We start from the raw sequence: 25,904 nt of genomic DNA, 5'->3' as shown, positions 1-25,904 counted from the left end.
CGGGAGAGCCCCGCCGACACGCCGCGAACGGGCGAAGCAATATGCTGCACCACATGACGAGTGAGCCGGAGCAGCAGATCGGAGTGGGAACGCAGGACGCGTTCCAGCGCTTGTGGACGCCCCACCGGATGGCTTACATCCAGGGCGAGAACAAGCCCACCGGCCCGGGGGCCGACGACGGCTGTCCGTTCTGCTCGATCCCCGCCAAGTCCGACGAGGACGGGCTCATCGTGAGGCGCGGTGAGCAGGTGTACGCGGTGCTCAACCTGTACCCGTACAACGGCGGCCACCTCATGGTCGTGCCCTACCGCCATGTCGCGGACTACACCGACCTGACCGACCCGGAGACCGCCGAGCTCGCCGAGCTGACCAAGCAGGCGATGACCGCGCTGCGCACCGCCTCGGGCGCGCACGGTTTCAACATCGGCATGAACCAGGGCACGGTGGCGGGCGCGGGCATCGCCGCCCATCTCCACCAGCACATCGTCCCCCGCTGGGGCGGCGACACCAACTTCATGCCGGTCGTCGGCCACACCAAGGTGCTCCCGCAGCTCCTGGCCGACACCCGCAAGATGCTGGCAGAGGCCTGGCCGACGCCTTAGCTCAAACGGGGCGCCTGCCGACAGGCGCCCCTTCGGCGCGCCCCTTCAGGGGCGCGGGGAACTGCGCGACCAGCCCCCGACGACCGTCACTCTGCGTACCGGCCCATCCCGCCTCTCCGCCGGAGGCTCACGCGTCGTAGAGGTCGGCCTTCCGGGGCGACGTGTCCTGCACCGCCGTGCTGAGGAACGCCGACCGGTTGCCGAACTTCTCCGTGTCGACCCCGTTCTCGTCCAGCACCTTGATCGCCGCCGCGTGCACGACACGCAGCACCGGCGTGGCCGCCCGCAGCGCGTCGTCGGCCATGAAGCGGTGCCGCCAGGGCTGGTCGGCCCACGCGTGCCGCAGGCCGAACGGCTCGGGCAGCGTCAGCTTGCCGCCGAGCCAGTTGAGCAGCGGCGGGTACCCGGTGAGCGGGGCGCGCGCGGTGAGACGTACGACCTCGTCCGTGGTGACCAGCGGCAGCTTCACCTTGCGGGTCTCCCAGAACTTGACCGCCTTGGCGACTTCCTTCGTCGGGGCCTCGGGCTTGCTGGTGAACAGGGAGTTCACGGGACCCAGGGCGTGCCCGGTGATCTCGATGCGCAGCGTCTCGTGCAGCACGGTCACGGTGATCAGCATGGTGATGATCAACTGGCCGTCCCACAGGGTCCACTGCACGCCGAGGTAGTGCCGCTGGCCGCTGCCGAACTGCTGCTTGTTGCAGATGTCCTGTATGGCGTGGCTCTTGATCGTGTACGCCTCGACGTCCGTGCCGCCCGGCCGGGACACCTCCTTGGCGTTCTCACCGATCGGCGAGACGACCCAGTGCTTGATCGAAGGGGTGGGGAAACCACCGGTGTTGAGCGGGCCGCGCTCCAGCATGCGGAGCTTGTCGTGGATGTTGCGCACGACGTCCCAGCTGCGGAAGGGGTGGATCTCCTTGTCCGGGTCCTTGGGGACGAGGTCCTCGGCGAGCTGCCAACTGCCCCACCGGGTGCCCATGCCGAGTATGCCCTTGGGCCCGGCGTAGAACACCGAGTTGGACTGCTGCTCGGCGCTGAGGGCGGCCAGGGCCTGGCGCAGTCGCTCGGCCGCCGTCTCGCCCGGACTGCCGGGCACCGCCTCCGGGATCTTGGCACCGAGGCCACCTCCGGACAGCAGGCTGTCCCAGCGCGCGCGCAGGTCCTTGGCGGTCCGTTCGCAGATCTGCTTGGCCCAGAGCCAGCCGATCACCGGGAGGACCACCGACGCACGCGCGTACCAGGCCCAGAAGCCGGTGAAGGGCATACGGACGAGGAAGACCACGGCGAGGGCGCCGAAGGCGACCAGGAGCGTGGTGCCGAGGGCGCCGGCGCGCTTGTTCGTCTGCTTGGCGATCATGGACCGGAGCTGGAAGACCAGCAGCCACACCAGCAGCCCGGGCAGGAACAGCACACCGCACAGCACCATGACGGCCGACAGCCAGTTGTCCCGCTCCCGGCGGATGCGGTTCGCCGCGAGGCAGTGCTCGACGACGACCTGCGGCTCGGTGCCGAAGGACTGGATGAGGGGCTTGCGGCCGGCGCCCAGCATGCGGTCCACCACCGCCCGCCCGAAGGCCTCGCCGAGGTTGGGCCTGAAGATCGTGGCCCACTTGCGGCCTGAGCTGACGGTGGACTCGTGCCACTGGTTGTTCGCCTTGAGGATCTCGCCGACATCGCTGTCCCGGTACGCCGCCGAGGCCAGGGCGAAGGTCGCCGCCGTCTGTCCCGCCGAACCCGAGAGCGGCACCTGCGCCCCGGGAGTGAAATCGAAACCGTCGAACGCCACTTCCGCCCCCATCGCCGCCGCACCCGCTCCTGCGGCTTTCCCGACTTCCCTGCCCCGCACACCTGTTGATCAGGTCATCGTCTTGATCAGTTCCCAGAGTATCGGCCGCGACCGACATTCGTCGGCGGACGGCCGAAGCCGCCCGCCGAGGGTGAGAGGAACCGAACCGTCAGGCGTTCTGGGCCTGTTCGCGCATCCTTTCGGCGATCTGCGACGGCATCGGCTCGTGCCGTGCGTAGGTGCGGTTGAAGCGTGCGGTGCCGTGCGAGAGGGAGCGCAGATCCACGGCGTACCGTCCGATCTCGATCTCCGGGACCTCGGCCCGTACGAGCGTGCGTCCGCCGCCCGCCTGCTCGGTGCCGACCACCCGGCCGCGCCGCCCCGACAGGTCGCTCATCACGGCGCCCACGTACTCGTCGCCGACCAGGACCGTCACCTCGGCCACCGGCTCCAGCAGATGGATCCTGGTGTCGGCGGCCGCCTCACGCAGGGCGAGCGCGCCCGCGGTCTGGAACGCCGCGTCGGAGGAGTCCACGGAGTGCGCCTTGCCGTCGAGCAGGGTGATCCGTACGTCGATGAGGGGATAGCCCGCGACCACGCCCTTGGCGGCCTGGGCCCGCACCCCCTTCTCGACGGAGGGGATGAACTGCCGGGGCACGGCCCCGCCGACGACCTTGTCCACGAACTCGATTCCCGAGCCGTTCGGGAGGGGTTCGACCTCGATCTCGCAGATCGCGTACTGGCCGTGCCCGCCGGACTGCTTCACATGGCGACCGCGCCCCGCGGCCCTGTCCGCGAACGTCTCCCGCAGGGAGACCTTGTGCGGGACCACGTCGACCTGGACGCCGTACCGGTTGCGCAGCCGCTCAAGGGCGACGTCGGCGTGGGCCTCGCCCAGGCACCACAGAACGACCTGGTGGGTGTTCTGGTTCTGTTCCAGGCGCATGGTGGGGTCCTCGGCGACCAGCCGGCCCAGGCCCTGCGAGAGCTTGTCCTCGTCGGCCTTGCTGTGTGCCTGGATGGCGAGCGGCAGCAGCGGGTCCGGCATCTGCCAGGGCTCCATCAGCAGCGGGTCGTCCTTGGCCGAGAGCGTGTCACCGGTCTCGGCCCGGTTGAGCTTCGCCACGCAGGCCAGGTCGCCCGCGATGCAGTGCGTCAGGGAGCGCTGCTGTTTGCCGAACGGCGCGGACAGGGCGCCGACGCGCTCGTCGACGTCGTGGTCCTCGTGCCCGCGGTCGCCGAGCCCGTGCCCGGAGACGTGCACCGTCTCGTCGGGGCGCAGGGTGCCCGAGAAGACGCGGACGAGGGAGACCCGGCCCACGTAGGGGTCGCTGGCCGTCTTCACGACCTCCGCGACCAGCGGCCCGTTCGGATCGCAGGCCTTGACCCCGCGTTCCTGCCCTTCCGGTGTCGTCACGGTGGGCGCCGGGCGCTCCAGCGGGGTCGGGAAGCCCCCCGTGACGAGTTCCAGGAGCTCGACGGTGCCGAGACCCTGGCGGGCGCCCTCGGCGGCGGGCGCGGCCGCCAGGACCGGGAAGAAGGCCCCGCGCGCCACGGCCCGCTCCAGGTCCTGCACGAGCGTCTTGACGTCGATCTGCTCGCCGCCCAGGTAGCGGTCCATGAGGGTCTCGTCCTCGCTCTCGGCGATGATCCCCTCGATCAGCCGGTTGCGCGCCTCCTCGATCAGCGGCAGCTGCTCCGGTCCCGGCTCGGCCTCCTTGCGCTCCCCGGAGGAGTAGTCGAACAGCCGCTGTGTGAGGAGCCCGATCAGCCCGGTGACAGGGGCGTGCCCGTCGGGCCCCTCCGCGCCGTGCAGCGGCAGGTACAGCGGCAGTACGGCGTCGGGGTCGTCCGCGCCGAAGGCCTCGGCGCAGATCCGCGTCATGTCGTCGAAGTCGGCGCGCGCCGATTCGAGGTGGGTGATCACGATGGCGCGCGGCATGCCGACCGCCGCGCACTCCTCCCACACCATCCGGGTCGAGCCGTCCACCCCGTCCGAGGCCGAGACGACGAAAAGGGCCGCGTCCGCGGCGCGCAGACCGGCCCTGAGTTCCCCGACGAAGTCGGCGTATCCGGGGGTGTCGATGATGTTGATCTTGTACCCGTCCCAGTCGACGGGTACCAGGGACAGCTGCACCGAGCGCTGCTGCCGGTGCTCGATCTCGTCGTAGTCGGAGACGGCGGTGCCGTCCTCCACCCTGCCCGCCCGATTCACTGCTCCCGCCGTCAGCGCGAGAGCTTCCACCAATGTCGTCTTGCCGGATCCGCTGTGGCCGACCAGCACCACATTCCGTACGGACGCGGGGTGGTCGGCCGCTGTAGCCCTGCCGGCGGCTCCGGGGTGTGCGTTCGCCTTGTCGCCCATGGTCATGCCTCCCGTGCACGGTGAGGTCTCTTTGGGCGCGGGCATGGCCGGATCCGCGTGCGGTGCGGCTCCGATGACGCCCGCGGTGTCTTCGAGCTTTGCACTCGCGTCACGGTGCGTCCATACGGGGGACGCGATCCCGCCGTGACATCGGCGGCATCCCACCGTGACACGGGGTGCGGGTGCCCGGCCGTCGCACCGGCGCGCGCGTGGCTACGATGGGCCAGCCGGTGGCCAGCAGGGGCCGCGCGGCGACACCGACCCTCGGGAAGGCCATGCTGAACAAGTACGCGCGTGCATTCTTCACGCGTGTCCTCACACCGTTCGCCGCGTTTCTCATCCGTCGGGGGGTAAGCCCCGACACGGTCACCCTCCTGGGTACGGCCGGAGTCATGGCGGGCGCGCTGGTCTTCTACCCCGGGGGGAGTTCTTCTGGGGCACGATCGTCATCACGCTCTTCGTCTTCTCCGACCTGGTCGACGGAAACATGGCGCGCCAGCTCGGCCGCTCCAGCCGCTGGGGCGCCTTCCTGGACTCCACGCTCGACCGGGTCGCCGACGGCGCGATCTTCGGCGGTTTCGCGCTCTGGTACGCGGGCGCCGGCGACAACAACGCCCTGTGCGCCGTCTCGATCTTCTGCCTGGCCAGCGGCCAGGTGGTCTCGTACACCAAGGCCCGTGGCGAGTCGATCGGCCTGCCCGTCGCCGTGAACGGCCTGGTCGAGCGTGCCGAGCGCCTGGTGGTCTCCCTGGTCGCGGCGGGCCTCGCGGGGCTGCACAAGTTCGGCGTGCCCGGCATCCAGTGGCTGCTGCCCGTCGCGCTGTGGATCGTCGCCGTCGGCAGCCTGGTCACGCTGATCCAGCGCGTCGTCACGGTGCGCCGGGAGTCCGCGGAGGCGGACGCCGCGGCCGCGGCACAGAACAGCGGGGCCACGTCGTGACCAGTCTCCAGGAGAGGCTGGTGGACGGGGCGTACGCGCTCGGCTGGAGCACCGTCAAGAAGCTTCCGGAGCCGGTCGCGGTGCGCCTGGGCCGCACCATCGCGGATATCGCCTGGAAGCGGCGCGGCAAGGGCGTACAACGGCTGGAGAGCAACTACGCGCGCGTGCTGCCCGACGCGACCCCGGAGCGGCTCGCCGAGCTCTCCCGGGCGGGCATGCGCTCGTACCTGCGCTACTGGATGGAGTCCTTCCGCCTCCCCGCCTGGAGCAAGGAGCGCGTGCGGACGGGCTTCGACTGCAAGGACGTGCACCATCTGACGGACGGGCTCGCCTCCGACAAGGGCGTCATCCTGGCCCTGCCGCACATGGGTAACTGGGACCTCGCCGGCGCCTGGGTCACCACCAAGCTGGAGACCCCGTTCACGACCGTCGCCGAGCGCCTCAAGCCGGAGTCGCTGTACGACCGTTTCGTCGCCTATCGCGAGGGCCTCGGCATGGAGGTCCTGCCGCACAGCGGCGGCACCGCGTTCGGCACGCTGGCCCGGCGGCTGCGGGACGGCGGACTGATCTGCCTGGTCGCCGAGCGTGATCTGTCGGCCTCGGGCGTCGAGGTGGAGTTCTTCGGCGAGACGAGCCGGATGCCGGCGGGCCCGGCGCTGCTCGCCCAGCAGACCGGAGCCGTCCTGCTGCCGGTCACGCTCTGGTACGACGACTCACCCGTGATGCAAGGCCGTGTGCATCCCCCCGTCGAGGTCCCCGAGACAGGCACCCGGGCCGAGAAGACGTCTGTCATGACACAGGCGCTGGCCGACGCCTTCGCCACGGGTATCGCCGAACATCCGGAGGACTGGCACATGCTGCAGCGCTTGTGGCTCAAGGACCTCGATCCCGGGAAGAATCCCGTCAACAGGGATTCTGACAGCGGAAATCCTGACAACAAGGATCCTGACAACGCCCGGCAGGATTCCGAGAAGAGGACTCCGTGAGGATCGGCATCGTCTGCCCCTACTCCTGGGACGTGCCGGGCGGCGTCCAGTTCCACATCCGTGACCTGGCCGAACACCTCATCCGCCGCGGACACGAGGTCTCCGTGCTCGCCCCCGCGGACGACGAGACACCGCTGCCGCCGTACGTCGTCTCGGCGGGCCGCGCGGTCCCGGTGCCCTACAACGGCTCCGTGGCGCGCCTGAACTTCGGCTTCCTGTCGGCGGCCCGGGTGCGGCGCTGGCTGCACGACGGCACCTTCGACGTGATCCACATCCACGAGCCGGCCTCGCCCTCGCTCGGCCTGCTCGCGTGCTGGGCCGCGCAGGGCCCCATCGTCGCCACCTTCCACACCTCCAACCCGCGCTCCCGGGCCATGGTCGCCGCGTACTCGATCCTCCAGGCGGCCCTGGAGAAGATCAGCGCGCGGATCGCGGTGAGCGAGTACGCCCGCCGCACCCTCGTCGAGCACCTGGGCGGCGACGCGGTCGTCATCCCGAACGGCGTCGACGTCGACTTCTTCGCCCGCGCCAAGCCCAAGTCCGAGTGGCAGGGCGGCACCCTCGGCTTCATCGGCCGCATCGACGAGCCCCGCAAGGGCCTGCCCGTCCTCATGAAGGCCCTGCCCAAGATCCTCGCCGAGCGTCCGGGGACCCGGCTCCTGGTCGCCGGACGCGGTGACGAGGAGGAGGCCGTCGAGTCCCTGCCCGCCGAGATGCGCTCGCGCGTCGAGTTCCTCGGCATGGTCAGCGACGAGGACAAGGCCCGCCTCCTGCGCAGCGTCGACGTGTACGTGGCGCCCAACACCGGCGGCGAGAGCTTCGGCATCATCCTCGTGGAGGCGATGTCGGCGGGCGCTCCGGTGCTGGCCTCCGACCTCGACGCGTTCGCCCAGGTCCTCGACCAGGGCGCGGCCGGTGAACTCTTCGCCAACGAGGACGCGGACGACCTGGCCGCCGCGGCCCTTCGCCTGCTCGGCGACCCCGAGCGCCGGACCGAACTCCGCGCGCGGGGCAGCGCCCACGTACGGCGCTTCGACTGGTCGACCGTCGGCGCGGACATCCTGTCCGTCTACGAGACGGTGACGGACGGCGCGGCGGCGGTCGCCGCGGACGAACGGACGGGGCTGCGGGCGAGGTTCGGCCTGGCCCGGGACTGAGCGTGCGGGACACGTCGACGCCGGGCGTGGGAGAGGCGTGCTGCGCACCCGCGCGCGGGGAGGCCGGTTCGCTTCTCCAACTCTCCGAGGGGGCTCACCGGGGCTGGCCCGAGGGCCCAGGCTCCGACCGCGCGGACCACCCCGTGGCGCACGTCTCCCACCACGACGCCCTCGCGTACGGTGCCCGGGCGGGCGCCCGGCTGCCCACCGAGGCGGAGTGGAGTAGGCGGCGCGTGGTGGCTCGGCAGGCCGCCGCTACCCCTGGGGAGACGGGTTCGCGCCCACGGGCCAGAAGCGCATGAACACCTGGCAGGGCGACTTCCCCCGGGTCGGCACCCGCCCCGGCGGCCGTACGGGAACCGTCCCGGTGGTCTCCTACGAGCCCAACGGCTCCGGCCTGTAGGACACTTCGGGCAACGTGTGAAAGTGGTGCGCGGACGCCTTCACCGAGCCCTCCGGGACCTCGGCCGAGACCTCCGCGACGGATGCGGCCGACGGGTCATCCGCGGGGCTCGTACCTGTGCCACGCCTCGTACCGCAACCGCGCTACCGGGTGGCCGCCCCCTCGAAGAACACCCCCTCGAAGAACACCCCCGACTCCTCCACCGGCCACGGCGGTTTCCGTTGCGCCTGGGACGTGGGAGAGGGGTGAGCGCACCCGGGTAGCCTTGCCGCCCGTGACCGCAACCCTCATCTGGATCCTCGTCGGCCTTGTCGCGATCGGCCTCTACCTGAGCTGGACCGCGGGTCGTCTCGACCGGCTGCACGCCCGGATCGACGCCGCCCGTGCCGCGCTCGACGCGCAGTTGTTGCGCCGTGCCTCGGTCGCCCAGGAGTTGGCGACCTCCGGGGTGCTCGATCCCGCCGCCTCGATCGTGCTCTACGAGGCCGCGCATGCCGCGCGGCAGGCGGAGGAGGAGCAGCGCGAGGTGGCCGAGAGCGACCTCAGCCAGGCCCTGCGGGCCGTCTTCGGAGAGGTGCAGCAGGTGGAGGCGGTGCGGGAGGCGCCGGGTGGGGACGCGGCGGCGACCGAGCTGGCGCAGGCGGTGCGGCGGGTGCCGATGGCTCGGCGGTTCCACAACGACGCGGTACGTGCCGCCCGCGCTCTTCGTCGCCACCGCAAGGTCCGTTGGTTCCGCCTCGCCGGCCACGCGCCCTTCCCCATGGCCTTCGAAATGGACGACGAGCCTCCCACCGCGCTGGCGGACCGCCCCACGACCTGAGGACGGGGGTCCCTTTCGGCCGTGGGTGGGCGCTGCTCAGCGGCTGCGGGCCGGTGGGGGCGGGCCGCGCAGTTCCCGCCCCCTCGGGCGGGGCTGCGCCCCGAATCCCCGCCCGCCCGTGGTCTTTTCGCCGACGGCCGGTGGGGGCCGGTGGCGCAGTTCCCCGCGCCCCTGAAGGGGCGCGGCGCGCATCTTTCGGCCTGTCCGGCGCTTGAGGACGAGGCCGTTCAGGCCGATGCGGGGGCGAAAAGGATCCACCGGCTCCCCATTGGCCCTTGCTGTGGACTGGTCCACTCACGTTTCCTCGGTGCTGCAGAAATCCTCTTTCACCGAGTGAGGTCAACCCGTGTCCAGCACGCTCTCCAACACCGCCCAGCCCGCCGAGAACACCGCAACCGGCACCGCCCGCGTCAAGCGCGGAATGGCCGAGCAGCTCAAGGGCGGCGTGATCATGGACGTGGTCAACGCCGAGCAGGCGAAGATCGCCGAGGACGCCGGCGCCGTGGCCGTCATGGCCCTGGAGCGGGTGCCCGCCGACATCCGCAAGGACGGCGGCGTGGCCCGTATGTCGGACCCGAACATGATCGAGGAGATCATCGACGCGGTCTCCATCCCCGTCATGGCCAAGTCCCGCATCGGCCACTTCGTCGAGGCCCAGGTCCTGCAGTCCCTCGGTGTCGACTACATCGACGAGTCCGAGGTCCTCACCCCGGCCGACGAGGTCAACCACTCCGACAAGTGGGCCTTCACGACCCCCTTCGTCTGCGGTGCGACCAACCTGGGCGAGGCCCTGCGCCGCATCGCCGAGGGCGCCGCCATGATCCGCTCCAAGGGCGAGGCAGGCACCGGCAACGTCGTCGAGGCCGTTCGTCACCTGCGCCAGATCAAGAATGAGATCGCCCGTCTGCGCGGCTTCGACAACAACGAGCTGTACGCCGCCGCCAAGGACCTGCGCGCCCCGTACGAGCTGGTCAAGGAGGTCGCCGAGCTCGGCAAGCTCCCGGTCGTGCTGTTCTCCGCCGGTGGTGTCGCGACCCCCGCCGACGCCGCTCTCATGCGTCAGCTCGGTGCCGAGGGCGTCTTCGTGGGCTCCGGCATCTTCAAGTCCGGCGACCCGGCCAAGCGCGCCGCCGCCATCGTGAAGGCGACCACCTTCTACGACGACCCGAAGATCATCGCGGACGCCTCCCGCAACCTGGGCGAGGCCATGGTCGGCATCAACTGCGACACCCTCCCCGAGACCGAGCGCTACGCCAACCGCGGCTGGTGAGAGACCGGACGCACGAGACCGGACAAAGGCATCACGTACATGACTGACGCACCTGTCGTAGGCGTCCTGGCACTCCAGGGCGACGTACGGGAGCACCTCATCGCCCTGGCCGCGGCCGACGCCGTGGCCAGGCCGGTGCGGCGTCCCGAGGAGCTCGCCGAGGTGGACGGCCTGGTCATCCCCGGCGGCGAGTCCACCACCATCTCCAAGCTGGCCGTCCTGTTCGGACTGATGGAGCCCCTCCGCGCGCGCGTGCGCGCAGGCATGCCCGTCTACGGCACCTGCGCGGGCATGATCATGCTCGCCGACAAGATCCTCGACCCGCGCTCGGGCCAGGAGACGATCGGCGGCATCGACATGATCGTGCGCCGCAACGCCTTCGGACGTCAGAACGAGTCCTTCGAAGCGGCGGTCGACGTCCGGGGCGTCGAGGGCGATCCTGTAGAGGGCGTCTTCATCCGCGCCCCCTGGGTCGAGTCCGTGGGAGCCGCGGCCGAAGTGCTCGCTGAGCACGAGGGTCACATCGTCGCCGTACGTCAGGGCACCGCGCTCGCCACGTCGTTCCACCCGGAACTGACCGGCGACCACCGCGTGCACGGCCTGTTCGTCGACATGGTGCGCGCGAACCGGATACCGGAGTCCTTGTAGGATCTGGGGGTCCCCCAGATCCTCAAGGTCTGGGGGAGTTCGTACAGGATGGGTTACGCGAAGGAGACAGGCAGATGTCCGGCCACTCTAAATGGGCTACGACGAAGCACAAGAAGGCCGTGATCGACGCCAAGCGCGGCAAGCTCTTCGCGAAGATGATCAAGAACATCGAGGTTGCGGCCCGCACCGGTGGCGCCGACCCGGGCGGCAACCCGACGCTGTTCGACGCCATTCAGAAGGCCAAGAAGAGCTCGGTCCCGAACAAGAACATCGACTCCGCGGTCAAGCGCGGTGCCGGTCTCGAGGCCGGTGGCGCCGACTACGAGACGATCATGTACGAGGGTTACGGGCCGAACGGTGTCGCGGTGCTCATCGAGTGCCTCACCGACAACCGCAACCGCGCCGCCTCGGACGTCCGCGTCGCCATGACGCGCAACGGCGGCAACATGGCCGACCCGGGCTCCGTCTCGTACCTCTTCAACCGCAAGGGCGTCGTCATCGTCCCCAAGGGCGAGCTGACCGAGGACGACGTCCTGGGTGCCGTGCTCGACGCGGGTGCCGAAGAGGTCAACGACCTGGGCGAGTCCTTCGAGGTCATCTCCGAGGCCACCGACCTGGTCGCGGTCCGCACGGCCCTCCAGGACGCCGGCGTCGACTACGACTCCGCCGAGGCCAACTTCGTCCCGACCATGCAGGTCGAGCTCGACGAAGAGGGTGCCCGGAAGATCTTCAGGCTGATCGACGCCCTGGAGGACAGCGACGACGTGCAGAACGTCTTCGCCAACTTCGACGTGAGCGACGACGTGATGGCCAAGGTCGACGCCTGAGCCGCCAAGGATTCATTTCGGCGGGCCCGCGGGACACGTCCTGCAGGCCCGCCGTCGTTGTCAGTGGCAGCCGTTAGCCTGTCGAGGACGGATGATGATCGCGGTCCAGCGGACCGCAACCATCAATTGAGGAACCACGACGGCGATCGGCCACTTCCGCGAGAGCGATGGCGGCTCAGCCGCAAAACAAGGGGGGTTCGGGGTGCGGGTGCTGGGCGTTGACCCGGGACTGACCCGATGCGGTGTCGGGGTGGTCGAAGGAGTCGCGGGCCGACCCCTGACCATGCGCGGCGTCGGCGTCGTACGCAGTCCGGCGGACGCCGAGTTGGGCCTGCGCCTCGTCGCCATCGAGCAGGGCATCGAGCAGTGGCTCGACGAGTACGAGCCCGAAGTCGTCGCCGTGGAGCGGGTGTTCAGCCAGCACAACGTGCGGACGGTGATGGGCACGGCCCAGGCCAGCGCCGTCGCCATGCTCTGCGCCGCCCGTCGCGGCCTGACGGTCGCCCTGCACACCCCGAGCGAGGTCAAGGCCGCCGTCACCGGCAGCGGACGCGCGGACAAGGCCCAGGTGGGTGCCATGGTCACCAGGCTGCTCAGGCTCGACGCGCCGCCCAAGCCCGCCGACGCGGCGGACGCCCTCGCCCTCGCCATCTGTCACATCTGGCGCGCCCCCGCGCAGAACCGGCTCCAGCAGGCCGTCGCGCAGAACCGGCTCCAGCAAGCCGCCGCCCTGCACGCGTCGAAACCCGCATCGCACCACGCTTCGAAAGGCCGTACCGCATGATCGCCTTCGTCAGCGGCCCGGTCGCCGCCCTCGCCCCGGACTCCGCGGTCGTCGAGGTCGGCGGCATCGGCATCGCCGTCCAGTGCTCGCCCAATACGCTCTCCGGGCTCCGGATGGGACAGCAGACCAAGCTCGCCACCTCCCTCGTCGTGCGCGAGGACTCCCTGACGCTGTACGGCTTCGCGGACGACGACGAGCGTGGAACCTTCGAGCTGCTCCAGACCGCGAGCGGTGTCGGCCCACGCCTCGCGCAGGCCATGCTCGCCACGCACTCGCCCGACGCCCTGCGCCGCGCGATCGCCACGGGTGACGAGAAGACGCTCACGGCCGTACCCGGCATCGGCAAGAGGGGAGCCCAGAAGCTCCTGCTGGAGCTCAAGGACCGGCTCGGCGAGCCCCTCGGCACGAGCACCGGCATCGGCGCCCCGGTCAGCACCGGCTGGCGCGACCAACTGCACGCCGCGCTGATCGGCCTCGGGTACGCGACGCGCGAGGCCGACGAGGCCGTCTCCGCCGTCGCCCCGCAGGCCGAGGCCGCCGAGGGCGCACCCCAGGTGGGCCAGCTGCTGAAGGCGGCCCTCCAGAGCCTCAACCGCGCCCGCTGAACCACCGGCCCCCGACCACCAGACCGCGAGGCACACATGCACGCTGTGTCTTCCCGGGGAGCGTCCCCGGACCCCCGGCCGGATGACACAGCCGGCATGCCACGGCGAGGAGAACTTCAGTGAACTGGGACGACACGACCGACGAGAGCGACGCCGAGCGGCTCGTCGGCGCGTCCGCCGACCGTGAGGACCAGGCCGTCGAGGCGGCCTTGCGCCCCAAGGACCTGGACGAGTTCATCGGCCAGGAGAAGGTCCGCGAGCAGCTCGACCTCGTCCTGCGTGCCGCCCGCGCGCGCGGCGCCACCGCCGACCACGTGCTGCTCTCCGGCGCCCCCGGCCTCGGCAAGACCACCCTCTCGATGATCATCGCCGCCGAGATGGGCGCCCCCATCCGCATCACCAGCGGCCCCGCCATCCAGCACGCCGGTGACCTGGCGGCGATCCTCTCCTCGCTCCAGGAGGGCGAGGTGCTGTTCCTCGACGAGATCCACCGCATGTCCCGGCCCGCCGAGGAGATGCTCTACATGGCGATGGAGGACTTCCGCGTCGACGTGATCGTCGGCAAGGGCCCCGGCGCCACCGCGATCCCACTGGAGCTGCCGCCGTTCACGCTGGTCGGGGCCACCACGCGCGCGGGTCTGCTGCCGCCCCCGCTGCGCGACCGCTTCGGCTTCACCGCGCACATGGAGTTCTACGAGCCCGCGGAGCTGCAGCGCGTCATCCACCGTTCCGCGCATCTCCTCGACGTGGAGATCGGCTCGGAAGGCGCCGCCGAGATCGCGGGGCGCTCCCGCGGCACGCCCCGTATCGCCAACCGTCTGCTGCGCCGCGTCCGGGACTACGCGCAGGTCAAGGCGGACGGGATCATCACCCGCGAGATCGCCGCGGCCGCGCTCAAGGTCTACGAGGTCGACGCCCGCGGCCTCGACCGGCTCGACCGCGGTGTTCTGGAGGCCCTGCTCAAGCTGTTCGGCGGCGGCCCGGTCGGTCTGTCCACGCTCGCGGTCGCGGTGGGGGAGGAGCGCGAGACCGTCGAGGAGGTCGCCGAGCCCTTCCTCGTACGGGAGGGACTGCTCGCCCGTACACCGCGTGGCCGGGTGGCGACCCCGGCCGCATGGGCTCATCTCGGTCTGACGCCGCCGCGCCGGCCCATGGGGGAAACGGACAAGGGGACCTGTTCGGGGCGTGACGGCGCGCGCACTCGCGGGGTCAGGAACCCCGGTGCCATGCTGAGCGTTGTTCCCTGAGTGCGGACTCGCTTAGACTCCGCCGATGCCGCCCTAGTCGACGGCATACATACCCCCATCCAGCAGGCCGCTCACCATCGCGGTCGAAGAAGGAAGTTCCGACCCGTGAGTCTCGTGACCCTCCTCCCGTTCATCGTGCTCATCGGGGCCATGTTCCTGATGACCCGGTCGGCCAAGAAGAAGCAGCAGCAGGCCGCTTCCATGCGCAATGAGATGCAGCCCGGCTCCGGCGTGCGCACGATCGGTGGCATGTACGCCACTGTCAAGGAGGTCAACGAGGACTCGGTCCTCCTTGACGCCGGCCCGGGCGTCGACCTGCTGTTTGCGAAGAACGCGATCGGCGCCGTGCTCTCCGACGAGGAGTACAACCGCATCGTCCACGGCGCCGAGCACGACCTGGACGCGGACGGGTCGGTCGTCCCCGACGACGCCTCCTCCCTCACCGAGACCGACGAGCCCGCCGCCGACGCCTCTTCCGACGCCTCCGACGACAAGCCCCTCGACCTCGGCAAGAAGGACGTGGCCGCCGAGCCGTCCGACAAGCCCGCCGAGGCGAAGGCCGACGAGGCCGACGAAGCAGAGCCGAAGAAGACCGACGGCGAGGCCGACGCGAAGTAGTCACGCCCCGGGGACGCGGCGCGATCCGCTTGCGCTCCGCACCTCCGGGACCTGCGTTTTCGCACGGAATCCCGACACCATGTCATGGCCGCCCCCGCGCTGACCCCGCGCACGGCGGCCCGAGAGGGAGTACGAGAAGGTGGCAGCACCGAAGAAGGGCCGGAGCGCGAGCGCCCAGAGCAGGCCGGGGCGCTCGCTGGCCTTCATCCTGATCGCCATCGCGGCGCTCACGGGGGGGATGTTCCTCTCCGGGCATCCCACCCCGCGTCTCGGCATCGACCTCGCCGGCGGCACGAGCATCACGCTCACGGCGAAGAACGAGCCGGGCCAGCCGAACGCGATCAACCAGACCAACATGAACACCGCGGTCGACATCATGAACCGCCGTGTCAACGGTCTCGGCGTCTCTGAGGCCGAGGTGCAGACCCAGGGATCAGACAACATCATTGTCAACATCCCCAAGGGCACGAACTCCAAGGAAGCCCGGGAACAGGTCGGCACCACCGCGAAGCTCTACTTCCGTCCGGTCCTGGCCACCGAGGTCTCCGGTTCGGCCGCGTCGGCCAGCCCGTCGCCCAGCGCCTCGAGCAGCTCCTCCTCGAAGGCCACGGACAAGGCCACCGAAAAGGCGACCTCGTCGAGCTCCGCGAGCCCGACGGCCTCCGCCACGTCCCAGGGCCGTGCGGTCACCGACGCCCTGAAGGCCGACTCCACGCCGTCCGCGAGCAGCTCCGCGAGCTCCTCGGCCAGCCCCTCGGCCTCCTCCAGCGCCTCGCCGTCGGCGAGCAGCAGCGCGAGTGCCAGTGCCGCGGCCACCAAGCTCCAGGCCCAGTACACCGCGCTCGACTGCACGGACAAGGCGCAGCGCGCCAGGGCCGGCGAAGGCTCCAAGGCCTCCGACCCCACCGTGGCGTGCGGCAAGAACTCCTCGGGCCAGTGGCAGAAGTACGTCCTCGGCCCCGCCGAGGTCAGGGGCACGGACATCAAGAGCGCCTCGGCCGTCTTCGACACCCAGAGCGCGGCGGGCTGGAAGGTCACCATGGAGTTCACCTCCGGTGGCTCCAAGAAGTTCGCCGACATCACCGGCAAGCTCGCGAAGAACCAGTCCCCGCAGAACCAGTTCGCGATCGTCCTCGACGGTGATGTCGTCTCCGACCCGTTCGTCCAGCAGGCGCTGACCGGCGGCAGCGCGGAGATCTCCGGCAGCTTCGACCAGACCGAGGCGCAGAGCCTGGCGAACATGCTGAAGTACGGCTCGCTGCCGCTCGACTTCAAGGAGTCGAGCGTCACCACGGTGACCGCCGCGCTCGGCGGCGAGCAGCTGCACGCCGGTCTGATCGCGGGCGCCATCGGCCTCGGCCTGGTCGTCATCTACCTGGTGGTCTACTACCGGGGCCTGTCGATCATCGCCATCCCCTCCCTGCTGGTCTCGGGCGCCCTCACCTACGTGATCATGGCGCTGCTCGGCCCCACCATCGGCTTCGCGCTGAACCTCCCCGCGGTCTGTGGCGCCATCGTCGCGATCGGAATCACAGCGGACTCGTTCATCGTGTTCTTCGAACGCATCCGGGACGAGATCCGCGAGGGGCGCTCCCTGCGCCCGGCCGTCGAGCGTGCCTGGCCGCGCGCCCGGCGCACCATCCTGGTCTCCGACTTCGTGTCGTTCCTCGCCGCCGCGGTGCTCTTCATCGTCACCGTCGGCAAGGTCCAGGGCTTCGCGTTCACGCTCGGTCTGACCACGGTGCTCGACGTGGTCGTCGTGTTCTTCTTCACCAAGCCGCTGATGACGCTTCTCGCCCGCCGGAAGTTCTACGCGAGCGGCAGCAAGTGGTCCGGTCTCGACCCCAAGGCCCTGGGCGCCAAACCACCGCTGCGTCGTACGCGCCGTCCCTCCGCCCCCGTCGACCCGAAGGAGGCGTGAGATGTCGAAACTCGGCACCCTCGGCGCCCGGCTCCACCGCGGCGAGATCGGCTACGACTTCGTCGGCAAGCGCAAGATCTGGTACGGCATCTCGATCCTGATCACCATCACGGCCATCCTCGGCCTGACGGTGCGCGGCCTGAACATGGGCATCGAGTTCCAGGGCGGGGCCGTCTTCACCACCGGGAAGACCAGCGTCTCGGTGACCCAGGCCGAGACGTTCGCGCAGAACTCGTCCGGCCACGACGCGGTCGTCCAGAAGCTCGGCAACGGCGGACTGCGCATCCAGGTCGCCGGCATCGACACGGACAAGTCCGACAAGATCAAGGACGAGCTCGCCAAGGACCTGAACGTCAACACGGAGTCGATCAACGCGGACCTGGTCGGCCCCAGCTGGGGTGACCAGATCGCCAACAAGGCCTGGGAGGGCCTGGCGATCTTCATGGTCCTCGTCGTGATCTACCTGGCGATCGCGTTCGAGTGGCGCATGGCCGTGGCCGCGCTCGTGGCCCTGATCCACGACATCACGATCACGGTCGGCATCTACGCCCTGGTCGGCTTCGAGGTCACCCCGGGCACCGTGATCGGTCTGCTCACCATCCTCGGTTACTCGCTCTACGACACGGTCGTCGTCTTCGACAGCCTCAAGGAGCAGACGAAGGACATCACCAAGCAGACCCGCTACACGTACAGCGAGATCGCCGACCGCTCGATCAACGGCACCCTGGTCCGTTCGATCAACACCACGGTGGTCGCGCTGCTGCCGGTCGCCGGCCTGCTGTTCATCGGTGGCGGTGTCCTCGGCGCGGGCATGCTCAACGACATCTCGCTGTCGCTGTTCGTCGGCCTCGCGGCCGGTGCGTACTCCTCGATCTTCATCGCCACGCCGCTCGTCGCCGACCTCAAGGAGCGCGAGCCGCAGATGAAGGCCCTCAGGAAGCGCGTCCTCGCCAAGCGGGCCCAGGCCGCCGCCAAGGGCGAGCCCCTGGAGACCGAGGTCTCCGACGTGATGCTGGACGACGAGCCGGAGGACGACGCGCCCATGGTCGTCGGCCCGCGCAACCAGCCCGCGTCCCGCAACCGAGGTCGCGGCCGACCCTCGGGGAAGCGCCGATGACCGAGCTCACGGACATCACGACGCTGCTGCTCAGCCGTATCCGCGACGTGGCCGACTACCCGGAGCCGGGTGTGATGTTCAAGGACATCACCCCGCTCCTGGCGGACCCGGCGGCCTTCACGGCGCTCACCGACGCCCTGGCGGAGATCGCCGTGCGCGCCGAGGCCACGAAGATCGTCGGTCTGGAGGCCCGTGGCTTCATCCTCGGCGCCCCGGTCGCCGTCCGCGCCGGGATCGGCTTCATCCCCGTACGCAAGGCGGGCAAGCTCCCCGGAGCGACCCTGTCGCAGGCGTACGACCTGGAGTACGGCTCGGCCGAGATCGAGGTGCACGCCGAGGACCTGACCGCGGCCGACCGCATCCTGGTCGTCGACGACGTCCTCGCCACCGGCGGCACCGCCGAGGCCTCGCTCCGGCTCATCCGCCGGGCGGGCGCCGAGGTCGCGGGCGTCGCCGTGCTGATGGAGCTCGGGTTCCTCGGCGGCCGTGGCCGTCTGGAGCCTGCTCTCGCGGGCGCTCCGCTGGAGGCGCTCCTCAAGGTCTGAGGGCCGCGTTCGCGACACCTCGGGGAAAGCCCCGGGAAAGGCCTGGGAAGGCCCTGAGACACCCGTAGGACACCGTGGAGGCGGGCCCGGAGGAATCCGGAGCCCGCCTCTGGCGTTCCTTCTGTACGAGGCCGTCCCAGCGGCCGAAAGCGAGCCCGGTGCCCAGGATCGCTACCATGGGGTTTCCGGAGCCTGACCGGGGGACCCGGAACGCGCACGAGGAGCCCTCTTGCCAGACGAGGCCCAGCCACTCACCGCCGCCAAGCCCGAGACTGCCTCGGCCCCCGCGGCGACGCCCGCCAAGAACGCCACGAGCGGGCCGGTCGAGCACGCCCAGTCCGCGCCCGACGGCAAGGCGGCCGAGCAGCCACGCCCCAAGCCGGCCCCTTCCGAGCGCCCCGCGAAGACTCCGGCGGTCCGTTCCGCCGCCGCTCCGTCCGGCCGCCCCAGCTCCTCCTCCAACCGCGTCCGCGCCCGCCTGGCCCGGCTCGGCGTGCAGCGCTCGAACCCGTACAACCCGGTCCTGGAGCCGTTGCTGCGGATAGTGCGCAGCAACGACCCGAAGATCGAGACGTCGACGCTGCGGCAGATCGAGAAGGCCTACCAGGTCGCCGAGCGCTGGCACCGCGGTCAGAAGCGCAAGAGCGGCGACCCGTACATCACGCACCCGCTCGCCGTCACGACGATCCTCGCCGAGCTGGGCATGGACCCCGCCACGCTGATGGCCGGTCTCCTGCACGACACCGTCGAGGACACCGAGTACGGCCTGGACACGCTCAGGCGCGACTTCGGCGACCAGGTCGCCCTGCTCGTCGACGGCGTCACCAAGCTCGACAAGGTCAAGTTCGGCGAGGCCGCGCAGGCCGAGACGGTCCGCAAGATGGTCGTCGCCATGGCCAAGGACCCCCGCGTCCTGGTCATCAAGCTCGCCGACCGTCTGCACAACATGCGCACCATGCGCTACCTCAAGCGCGAGAAGCAGGAGAAGAAAGCGCGCGAGACCCTGGAGATCTACGCGCCGCTCGCCCACCGCCTGGGCATGAACACCATCAAGTGGGAGCTGGAGGACCTCGCGTTCGCGATCCTCTACCCCAAGATGTACGACGAGATCGTGCGCCTGGTCGCCGAGCGCGCCCCCAAGCGCGACGAATACCTCGCCATAGTGACCGACGAGGTCCAGGCCGACCTGCGCGCCGCCCGCATCAAGGCGACGGTCACCGGCCGCCCGAAGCACTACTACTCCGTCTACCAGAAGATGATCGTACGAGGCCGTGACTTCGCGGAGATCTACGACCTGGTGGGCATCCGCGTCCTCGTGGACACCGTCCGCGACTGCTACGCGGCCCTCGGCACCGTGCACGCGCGATGGAACCCGGTCCCCGGCCGGTTCAAGGACTACATCGCGATGCCCAAGTTCAACATGTACCAGTCGCTGCACACGACGGTCATCGGGCCCAACGGCAAGCCGGTCGAACTCCAGATCCGCACGTTCGACATGCACCGCCGTGCCGAGTACGGCATCGCCGCGCACTGGAAGTACAAGCAGGAGACCGTCGCCGGTTCCTCCAAGATCCGCACCGACGTGCCCCGGGCGGCCAAGGGCAGCGCGGGGCAGGACACCGTCAACGACATGGCGTGGCTGCGCCAGTTGCTCGACTGGCAGAAGGAGACCGAGGACCCGAGCGAGTTCCTGGAGTCCCTGCGCTTCGACCTGTCCCGCAACGAGGTCTTCGTCTTCACGCCCAAGGGTGACGTCATAGCGCTTCCGGCCGGCGCGACACCGGTGGACTTCGCGTACGCGGTCCACACGGAGGTCGGCCACCGGACGATAGGCGCACGGGTCAACGGACGCCTTGTCCCGCTCGAATCCACCCTGGACAACGGCGACTTGGTGGAGGTCTTCACCTCCAAGGCGGCCGGTGCGGGCCCCTCGCGCGACTGGCTGGGCTTCGTGAAGTCCCCGCGCGCCCGTAACAAGATCCGCGCCTGGTTCTCCAAGGAGCGCCGCGACGAGGCCATCGAGCAGGGCAAGGACGCCATCGCCCGGGCGATGCGCAAGCAGAACCTGCCGATCCAGCGCATCCTCACCGGCGACTCCCTGGTCACCCTCGCGCACGAGATGCGCTACCCCGACATCTCCTCGCTGTACGCGGCGATCGGCGAGGGCCATGTCACCGCGCAGAGCGTCGTGCAGAAGCTGGTGCAGGCCCTCGGCGGCGAGGAGGCGGCCACCGAGGAGATCGACGAGAGCGTTCCGCCCGCGCGCGGGCGTGGCCGCAAGCGCCGCTCCAACGCCGACCCGGGTGTCGTCGTCAAGGGCGTCGATGACGTGTGGGTCAAGCTCGCCCGCTGTTGTACGCCCGTCCCCGGCGACCCGATCATCGGCTTCGTCACCCGCGGCAGCGGCGTATCGGTGCACCGCAGCGACTGCGTCAACGTCGACTCGCTCTCCCGTGAGCCCGAGCGCATCCTCGAGGTCGAGTGGGCCCCCACCCAGTCCTCGGTCTTCCTGGTGGCCATCCAGGTCGAGGCCCTGGACCGCTCCCGGCTCCTGTCGGACGTCACCCGCGTCCTGTCCGACCAGCACGTCAACATCCTGTCCGCGGCCGTCCAGACCTCCCGCGACCGTGTCGCCACCTCTCGCTTCACCTTCGAGATGGGCGACCCCAAGCACCTGGGGCACGTCCTGAAGGCGGTCAGGGGCGTGGAGGGCGTGTACGACGTGTACCGGGTGACCTCGGCGCGCAGGCCCTCCGACGGGTCCTGACGTACCCGGCCCATCCACGGCCCACTACGTAGAGGGGCTCCCGTACGCACCGTACGGGAGCCCCTCTACGTAGTGGCGGGAAAACCCAGCCGCCTCGGCCGCCTCAGCCGCCGAACTCCTGGAGACCCTTCAACGCCTGGTCGAGCAGCGCCTGACGGCCATCGAGCTCCTTCTGGAGCTTGTCGGCCCTCGAAGTGTTGCCCGCGGCGCGCGCCGTCTCGATCTGGCCCTGAAGCTTGTCCACGGCGGCCTGCAGCTGACCGGTCAGACCCTCGGCACGCGCGCGTGCCTCCGGGTTGGTCCGGCGCCACTCGGCCTCCTCGGACTCCTGCAGAGCCCGCTCCACCGCGTGCATCCGGCCCTCGACCTTCGGGCGGGCGTCACGGGGCACGTGCCCGATGGCCTCCCAGCGCTCGTTGATGGAACGGAAGGCGGCGCGGGCGGCCTTGAGGTCCTGCACCGGGACGAGCTTCTCGGCCTCCTCGGCCAGCTCCTCCTTGAGCTTCAGGTTCTCCGACTGCTCGGCGTCCCGCTCGGCGAAGACCGAGCTGCGCGCCGCGAAGAACACGTCCTGGGCGCCGCGGAAGCGGTTCCACAGGTCGTCCTCGTGCTCACGCTGCGCGCGGCCCGCGGCCTTCCAGTCCGCCATCAGCTCGCGGTAACGCGCCGCCGTCGGACCCCAGTCCGTGGAGGCGGACAGCGACTCGGCCTCCGCGACCAGCTTCTCCTTGGTCTTGCGGGCATCCTCGCGCTGCGCGTCCAGCGAGGCGAAGTGCGCCTTGCGGCGCTTGGAGAACGCCGAGCGCGCGTGCGAGAAGCGGTGCCACAGCTCGTCGTCCGACTTGCGGTCGAGCCGCGGCAGCCCCTTCCAGGTGTCCACCAGGGAGCGCAGCCGCTCACCGGCCGCCCGCCACTGGTCGCTCTGCGCCAGCTCCTCCGCCTCGACGACCAGCGCCTCCTTGGCGTGCCGCGCCTCGTCGGACTGCTTCGCACGCTGGACCTTGCGCTCCTCACGGCGCGCGTCGACCGTCTCGACGAGCTTGTCCAGCCGCTTCTTCAGCGCCTGCAGATCGCCGACCGCGTGGTGGGCGTCCACCTGTTCGCGAATATGGTCGATCGCGACCTGAGCGTCCTTCGCCGACAGGTCGGTGGTTTTCACTCGTCGCTCGAGGAGGCCGATCTCGACAACCAGGCCTTCGTACTTGCGCTCGAAGTAGGCCAGCGCCTCATCAGGGGAGCCGGCCTGCCAGGAACCGACGACCTGCTCGCCGTCGGCCGTACGCACGTACACGGTCCCCGTCTCGTCGACGCGGCCCCACGGGTCGCTGCTCACAGCGCCTCCTCCACATGATGCCTGCGAGGGGCTTCAGCGCCCCTGGGCATCGTCCACAGTTTCGTCACGGCCAACATAGGCGACCAGCCCGGCGGCTGTCCGCATCCAGCGCGACCGAAATTTCGCAGTTGACGGTCAGGATTTCGTCACGGTCAGTTTGTTGATCACGACCGTCGCGTTGGGCGCCCCGTCGCCCTGGCCTGTGCTCTCTCCGGCCGCGGCGATCTTCTTGAGAACCGTGAGACCGGACTTGGAAATAGTTCCGAACGGTGTGTAGCTGGCCGGTAGCTGACTGTCCTGGTACACGAGGAAGAACTGGCTGCCACCGGTGTGCTTCTGGCCCGTGTTGGCCATCGCGATCGTGCCCGCCGGGTAGACGCCGCCCTTGAGGCTGGTGTCCTTCAGGTTCTCGTCCGGGATCGTGTACCCCGGACCGCCGCTGCCGGTGCCCTTCGGGTCACCGCACTGCAGCACGTAGATGCCGTTCGTGGTGAGACGGTGGCACTTGGTGTGGTCGAAGAACCCCTTGCCCGCGAGGAAGTCGAACGAGTTCACCGTGTGCGGGGCCGCGGCCGTCTTCAGCGCGACGTCGATGTCGCCGCAGGTCGTCGCCAGCTTCATCGTGTAGGCCGCCGACTTGTCGATGGCCATCGCCGGCTCCGTCTTCCAGCTCAGCGACTTCACCGCGCCTTCGGCGGGCTTGGCGCACGGGTCCGGCGCCTTGCTGGTCGGGGAGGCGCTCGGCGTGACCTCCGCGCCCGCGTTGGCCTTCTTGCCGTCGTTCTTGAAGAGCCCGGTCGCGTACGACACCACACCGCCGACGACGATCACGCCGAGGACCGACGCGACCACCGTATTGCGCATGTGTGACTTGCGCCGCGCGGCCGTACGCCGCTGCTGCTGCCGCAAGAACTTCTCCCGGGCGAGCTGACGCCGCCGCTGTTCCTGGGTGACCACCGGGTTATCTCCTCATGCGTCTCGTACGTCAAGTGGGACGCGTGCGTCTTGTGAGCCGACCGCCTGCGTGTGCCCCGTACCGTATATGGGTTAGCTGAGGAATCGGCAGCGCCGGTAGGCTCTGATCCACAGCCACCCACCCCGTACGGCATCACGCGTACGCCACCACGAAGGACGATCGTGCTCATTGCCGGGTTCCCCGCCGGGGCCTGGGGCACCAACTGTTACCTGGTCGCCCCCGCCGCCGGTGAGGAGTGCGTGATCATCGACCCGGGCCATCAGGCCGCCCAGGGAGTCGAGGACGCACTCAAGAAGCATCGGCTCAAGCCCGTCGCCGTCGTCCTCACCCACGGCCACATCGACCACGTGGCCTCGGTCGTGCCCGTCTGCGGTGCCCACGACGTACCGGCCTGGATCCACCCCGACGACCGGTACATGATGAGCGACCCGGAGCGGGCGCTCGGCCGGTCCATCGGCATGCCGCTGATGGGCGAGCTGACCGTGGGTGAGCCGGACGACGTGCGGACGCTCACCGACGGCACGCGGCTGGAGCTGGCCGGTCTGGAGCTGTCCGTCGCGCACGCGCCCGGCCATACGAAGGGGTCGGTGACCTTCCAGATGCCCGAAGCCCGCGACGGATCAGACATTCCGTCGGTCTTCTTCTCGGGCGATCTGCTCTTCGCCGGCTCCATCGGACGCACCGACCTGCCCGGCGGTGACATGGACGAGATGCTCGGCTCGCTGGCCCGTGTGTGCCTGCCGCTCGACGACTCGACCGTGGTGCTGTCCGGCCACGGCCCCCAGACGACCATCGGCCAGGAGCGCGCCACCAACCCGTATCTGCGGCAGGTGGCGGCGGACCGCCAAGCGCGCGGCGCCGAACCCGCTCCCCGACGAGGAATGTGACGAGAGACCTTCGTGAGCACCTTCAAGGCCCCCAAGGGCACGTACGACCTGATCCCGCCGGAGAGCGCCAAGTACCTCGCCGTGCGCGAGGCGATCGCCGCGCCGCTGCGCAACTCCGGCTACGGCTACATCGAGACGCCCGGCTTCGAGAACGTCGAGCTCTTCGCGCGCGGTGTCGGTGAGTCCACCGACATCGTGACCAAGGAGATGTACGCCTTCGAGACCAAGGGCGGCGACCAGCTCGCCCTGCGCCCCGAGGGCACGGCCTCCGTACTGCGCGCCGCGCTGGAGGCCAACCTGCACAAGGCCGGCAACCTCCCCGTCAAGCTCTGGTACTCGGGCTCCTACTACCGCTACGAGCGTCCCCAGAAGGGCCGCTACCGCCACTTCTCGCAGGTCGGCGCCGAGGCGATCGGTGCGGAGGATCCGGCACTCGACGCCGAGCTGATCATCCTGGCGGACCAGGCGTACCGGTCGCTGGGGCTGCGGGACTTCCGCATCCTGCTGAACTCGCTGGGCGACCAGGAGTGCCGTCCGGTGTACCGGGCAGCCCTGCAGGACTTCCTGCGCGGCCTCGACCTGGACGAGGACACGCTGCGCCGCGCCGAGATCAACCCCCTCCGGGTCCTCGACGACAAGCGCGACGACGTGCAGAAGCAGCTGGTCGGCGCGCCGTTGCTCCGTGACTACCTCTGCGACGCGTGCAAGGCGTACCACGAGGAGGTGCGCGAGCTGATCACGGAGGCGGGCGTTGCCTTCGAGGACGACCCCAAGCTGGTGCGCGGCCTGGACTACTACACGCGGACCACCTTCGAGTTCGTCCACGACGGTCTGGGCTCCCAGTCCGCGGTGGGCGGCGGCGGGCGCTACGACGGGCTGTCCGAGATGATCGGCGGGCCCGCGCTGCCTTCGGTGGGCTGGGCGCTCGGTGTCGACCGCACGGTGCTCGCCCTGGAGGCGGAGGGTGTCTCGCTCGAACTCCCCGCGGCCACCAGCGTGTTCGCCGTTCCGCTCGGTGAGGAGGCCCGTCGGGTGCTCTTCGCCAAGATGACCGAGCTGCGCAAGCTCGGTATCGCCGCCGACTTCTCCTACGGGTCCAAGGGGCTCAAGGGGGCGATGAAGAACGCGAACCGGTCGGGGGCGCGGTACGCGATCGTCGCCGGTGAGCGGGATCTCGCCGAGGGTGTGGTGCAGCTCAAGGACATGGAGTCCGGTGAGCAGGTGGCGGTCGGGGTGAACGAGATCGTGGCGGAGCTCGAGACGCGCCTGGGCTGAGAACCGGTTTTCTCGCCCCCGC

The 25,904-nt window shown here is 70.0% G+C and carries 20 protein-coding genes and 3 pseudogenes; 19 read left to right on the top strand and 4 right to left on the bottom strand.

Features of this window, described 5'->3' with window-relative positions; genetic code table 11:
* Window positions 1–41 precede the first annotated feature (41 nt).
* Window positions 42–602 (top strand): HIT family protein, encoded by a 561-nt coding sequence (locus AAFF41_RS11230; protein ID WP_319745079.1) that lies wholly within the window; start codon window positions 42–44, stop codon window positions 600–602.
* A gap of 127 nt (window positions 603–729) precedes the next feature.
* On the opposite strand, the gene AAFF41_RS11225 is transcribed toward AAFF41_RS11230, so the two are convergent.
* Both AAFF41_RS11225 and AAFF41_RS11220 read right to left on the bottom strand, forming a co-directional pair.
* A complete protein-coding gene (locus AAFF41_RS11225; protein WP_319745081.1) occupies window positions 730–2,403 on the bottom strand; it encodes a hypothetical protein in 1,674 nt (557 codons plus the stop codon).
* Window positions 2,404–2,560: 157 nt separating this feature from the next.
* Complete coding sequence (locus AAFF41_RS11220) at window positions 2,561–4,756, bottom strand: elongation factor G-like protein EF-G2 (protein ID WP_319745303.1); 2,196 nt, start codon at window positions 4,754–4,756, stop codon at window positions 2,561–2,563.
* A 275-nt stretch (window positions 4,757–5,031) separates the two neighbouring features.
* On the opposite strand from AAFF41_RS11220, the pseudogene pgsA reads away from it, so the two are divergent.
* From pgsA to AAFF41_RS11140, 16 genes and pseudogenes are all read left to right on the top strand, one after another.
* Window positions 5,032–5,696, top strand: a pseudogene (pgsA, locus tag AAFF41_RS11215) (phosphatidylinositol phosphate synthase).
* Entirely contained in the window at window positions 5,693–6,682 is a 990-nt protein-coding gene (locus AAFF41_RS11210; RefSeq protein ID WP_319745083.1) for a phosphatidylinositol mannoside acyltransferase, read from the top strand. Before pgsA ends, AAFF41_RS11210 begins: the two are co-directional and overlap by 4 nt.
* Entirely contained in the window at window positions 6,679–7,839 is a 1,161-nt protein-coding gene (locus AAFF41_RS11205; protein WP_343323909.1) for a glycosyltransferase family 4 protein, read from the top strand. Before AAFF41_RS11210 ends, AAFF41_RS11205 begins: the two co-directional genes overlap by 4 nt.
* A 2-nt stretch (window positions 7,840–7,841) precedes the next feature.
* A pseudogene (locus AAFF41_RS51560) lies at window positions 7,842–8,242 on the top strand (formylglycine-generating enzyme family protein).
* 274 nt (window positions 8,243–8,516) lie between these two features.
* Complete coding sequence (locus AAFF41_RS11195) at window positions 8,517–9,062, top strand: LemA family protein (protein WP_054233941.1); 546 nt, start codon at window positions 8,517–8,519, stop codon at window positions 9,060–9,062.
* A gap of 346 nt (window positions 9,063–9,408) precedes the next feature.
* Window positions 9,409–10,332: a pyridoxal 5'-phosphate synthase lyase subunit PdxS gene (gene pdxS / locus AAFF41_RS11190; RefSeq protein WP_054233942.1), complete on the top strand. Its 924-nt coding sequence runs from the start codon at window positions 9,409–9,411 to the stop codon at window positions 10,330–10,332.
* 39 nt (window positions 10,333–10,371) lie between these two features.
* A complete protein-coding gene (pdxT, locus tag AAFF41_RS11185) occupies window positions 10,372–10,980 on the top strand; it encodes a pyridoxal 5'-phosphate synthase glutaminase subunit PdxT (protein ID WP_099923761.1) in 609 nt (202 codons plus the stop codon).
* A gap of 74 nt (window positions 10,981–11,054) precedes the next feature.
* Window positions 11,055–11,807, top strand: a complete 753-nt coding sequence (locus tag AAFF41_RS11180; protein ID WP_319745088.1) for a YebC/PmpR family DNA-binding transcriptional regulator — start codon at window positions 11,055–11,057, stop codon at window positions 11,805–11,807.
* Window positions 11,808–12,009: 202 nt separating this feature from the next.
* Complete coding sequence (gene ruvC, locus AAFF41_RS11175) at window positions 12,010–12,591, top strand: crossover junction endodeoxyribonuclease RuvC (protein ID WP_343323908.1); 582 nt, start codon at window positions 12,010–12,012, stop codon at window positions 12,589–12,591.
* Complete coding sequence (gene ruvA, locus AAFF41_RS11170) at window positions 12,588–13,196, top strand: Holliday junction branch migration protein RuvA (protein ID WP_060902373.1); 609 nt, start codon at window positions 12,588–12,590, stop codon at window positions 13,194–13,196. Before ruvC ends, ruvA begins: the two co-directional genes overlap by 4 nt.
* 119 nt (window positions 13,197–13,315) lie before the next feature.
* A pseudogene (gene ruvB / locus AAFF41_RS11165) lies at window positions 13,316–14,385 on the top strand (Holliday junction branch migration DNA helicase RuvB).
* 163 nt (window positions 14,386–14,548) lie between these two features.
* The gene (gene yajC, locus AAFF41_RS11160) at window positions 14,549–15,061 is read left to right on the top strand and encodes a preprotein translocase subunit YajC (protein WP_319745092.1); all 513 of its coding nucleotides are present in this window, start codon (window positions 14,549–14,551) and stop codon (window positions 15,059–15,061) included.
* A gap of 139 nt (window positions 15,062–15,200) precedes the next feature.
* The gene (gene secD / locus AAFF41_RS11155; RefSeq protein ID WP_343323907.1) at window positions 15,201–16,982 is read left to right on the top strand and encodes a protein translocase subunit SecD; all 1,782 of its coding nucleotides are present in this window, start codon (window positions 15,201–15,203) and stop codon (window positions 16,980–16,982) included.
* 1 nt (window position 16,983) lies between these two features.
* Window positions 16,984–18,099, top strand: a complete 1,116-nt coding sequence (secF, locus tag AAFF41_RS11150) for a protein translocase subunit SecF (protein ID WP_143601071.1) — start codon at window positions 16,984–16,986, stop codon at window positions 18,097–18,099.
* Window positions 18,096–18,644 (top strand): adenine phosphoribosyltransferase, encoded by a 549-nt coding sequence (locus AAFF41_RS11145; protein WP_097283909.1) that lies wholly within the window; start codon window positions 18,096–18,098, stop codon window positions 18,642–18,644. The genes secF and AAFF41_RS11145 overlap by 4 nt, the downstream gene beginning before the upstream one ends.
* A 229-nt stretch (window positions 18,645–18,873) precedes the next feature.
* Window positions 18,874–21,411, top strand: a complete 2,538-nt coding sequence (locus AAFF41_RS11140) for a RelA/SpoT family protein (protein WP_319745096.1) — start codon at window positions 18,874–18,876, stop codon at window positions 21,409–21,411.
* A 103-nt stretch (window positions 21,412–21,514) separates the two neighbouring features.
* On the opposite strand, the gene AAFF41_RS11135 is transcribed toward AAFF41_RS11140, so the two are convergent.
* Together AAFF41_RS11135 and AAFF41_RS11130 are read right to left on the bottom strand one after the other, a co-directional pair.
* The gene (locus AAFF41_RS11135; protein ID WP_054233953.1) at window positions 21,515–22,744 is read right to left on the bottom strand and encodes a DUF349 domain-containing protein; all 1,230 of its coding nucleotides are present in this window, start codon (window positions 22,742–22,744) and stop codon (window positions 21,515–21,517) included.
* Between the two features lie 135 nt (window positions 22,745–22,879).
* Window positions 22,880–23,701, bottom strand: coding sequence for a peptidylprolyl isomerase (locus AAFF41_RS11130; protein ID WP_319745099.1), 822 nt, complete (start codon window positions 23,699–23,701; stop codon window positions 22,880–22,882).
* A 180-nt stretch (window positions 23,702–23,881) separates the two neighbouring features.
* Here AAFF41_RS11130 and AAFF41_RS11125 point away from each other — a divergent pair, with 180 nt between their 5' ends.
* Complete coding sequence (locus tag AAFF41_RS11125) at window positions 23,882–24,607, top strand: MBL fold metallo-hydrolase (RefSeq protein WP_060902378.1); 726 nt, start codon at window positions 23,882–23,884, stop codon at window positions 24,605–24,607.
* Window positions 24,608–24,619: 12 nt separating this feature from the next.
* A complete protein-coding gene (gene hisS, locus AAFF41_RS11120; protein WP_075027560.1) occupies window positions 24,620–25,882 on the top strand; it encodes a histidine--tRNA ligase in 1,263 nt (420 codons plus the stop codon).
* Window positions 25,883–25,904 lie beyond the last annotated feature (22 nt).

Origin of the sequence: Streptomyces mirabilis, assembly GCF_039503195.1 — a bacterium.
Classification (GTDB): Bacteria; Actinomycetota; Actinomycetes; order Streptomycetales; family Streptomycetaceae; genus Streptomyces; species Streptomyces mirabilis_D.
Note: the sequence above shows the minus strand (reverse complement) of the source record. Positions and strands in the feature narration are given on the sequence as shown.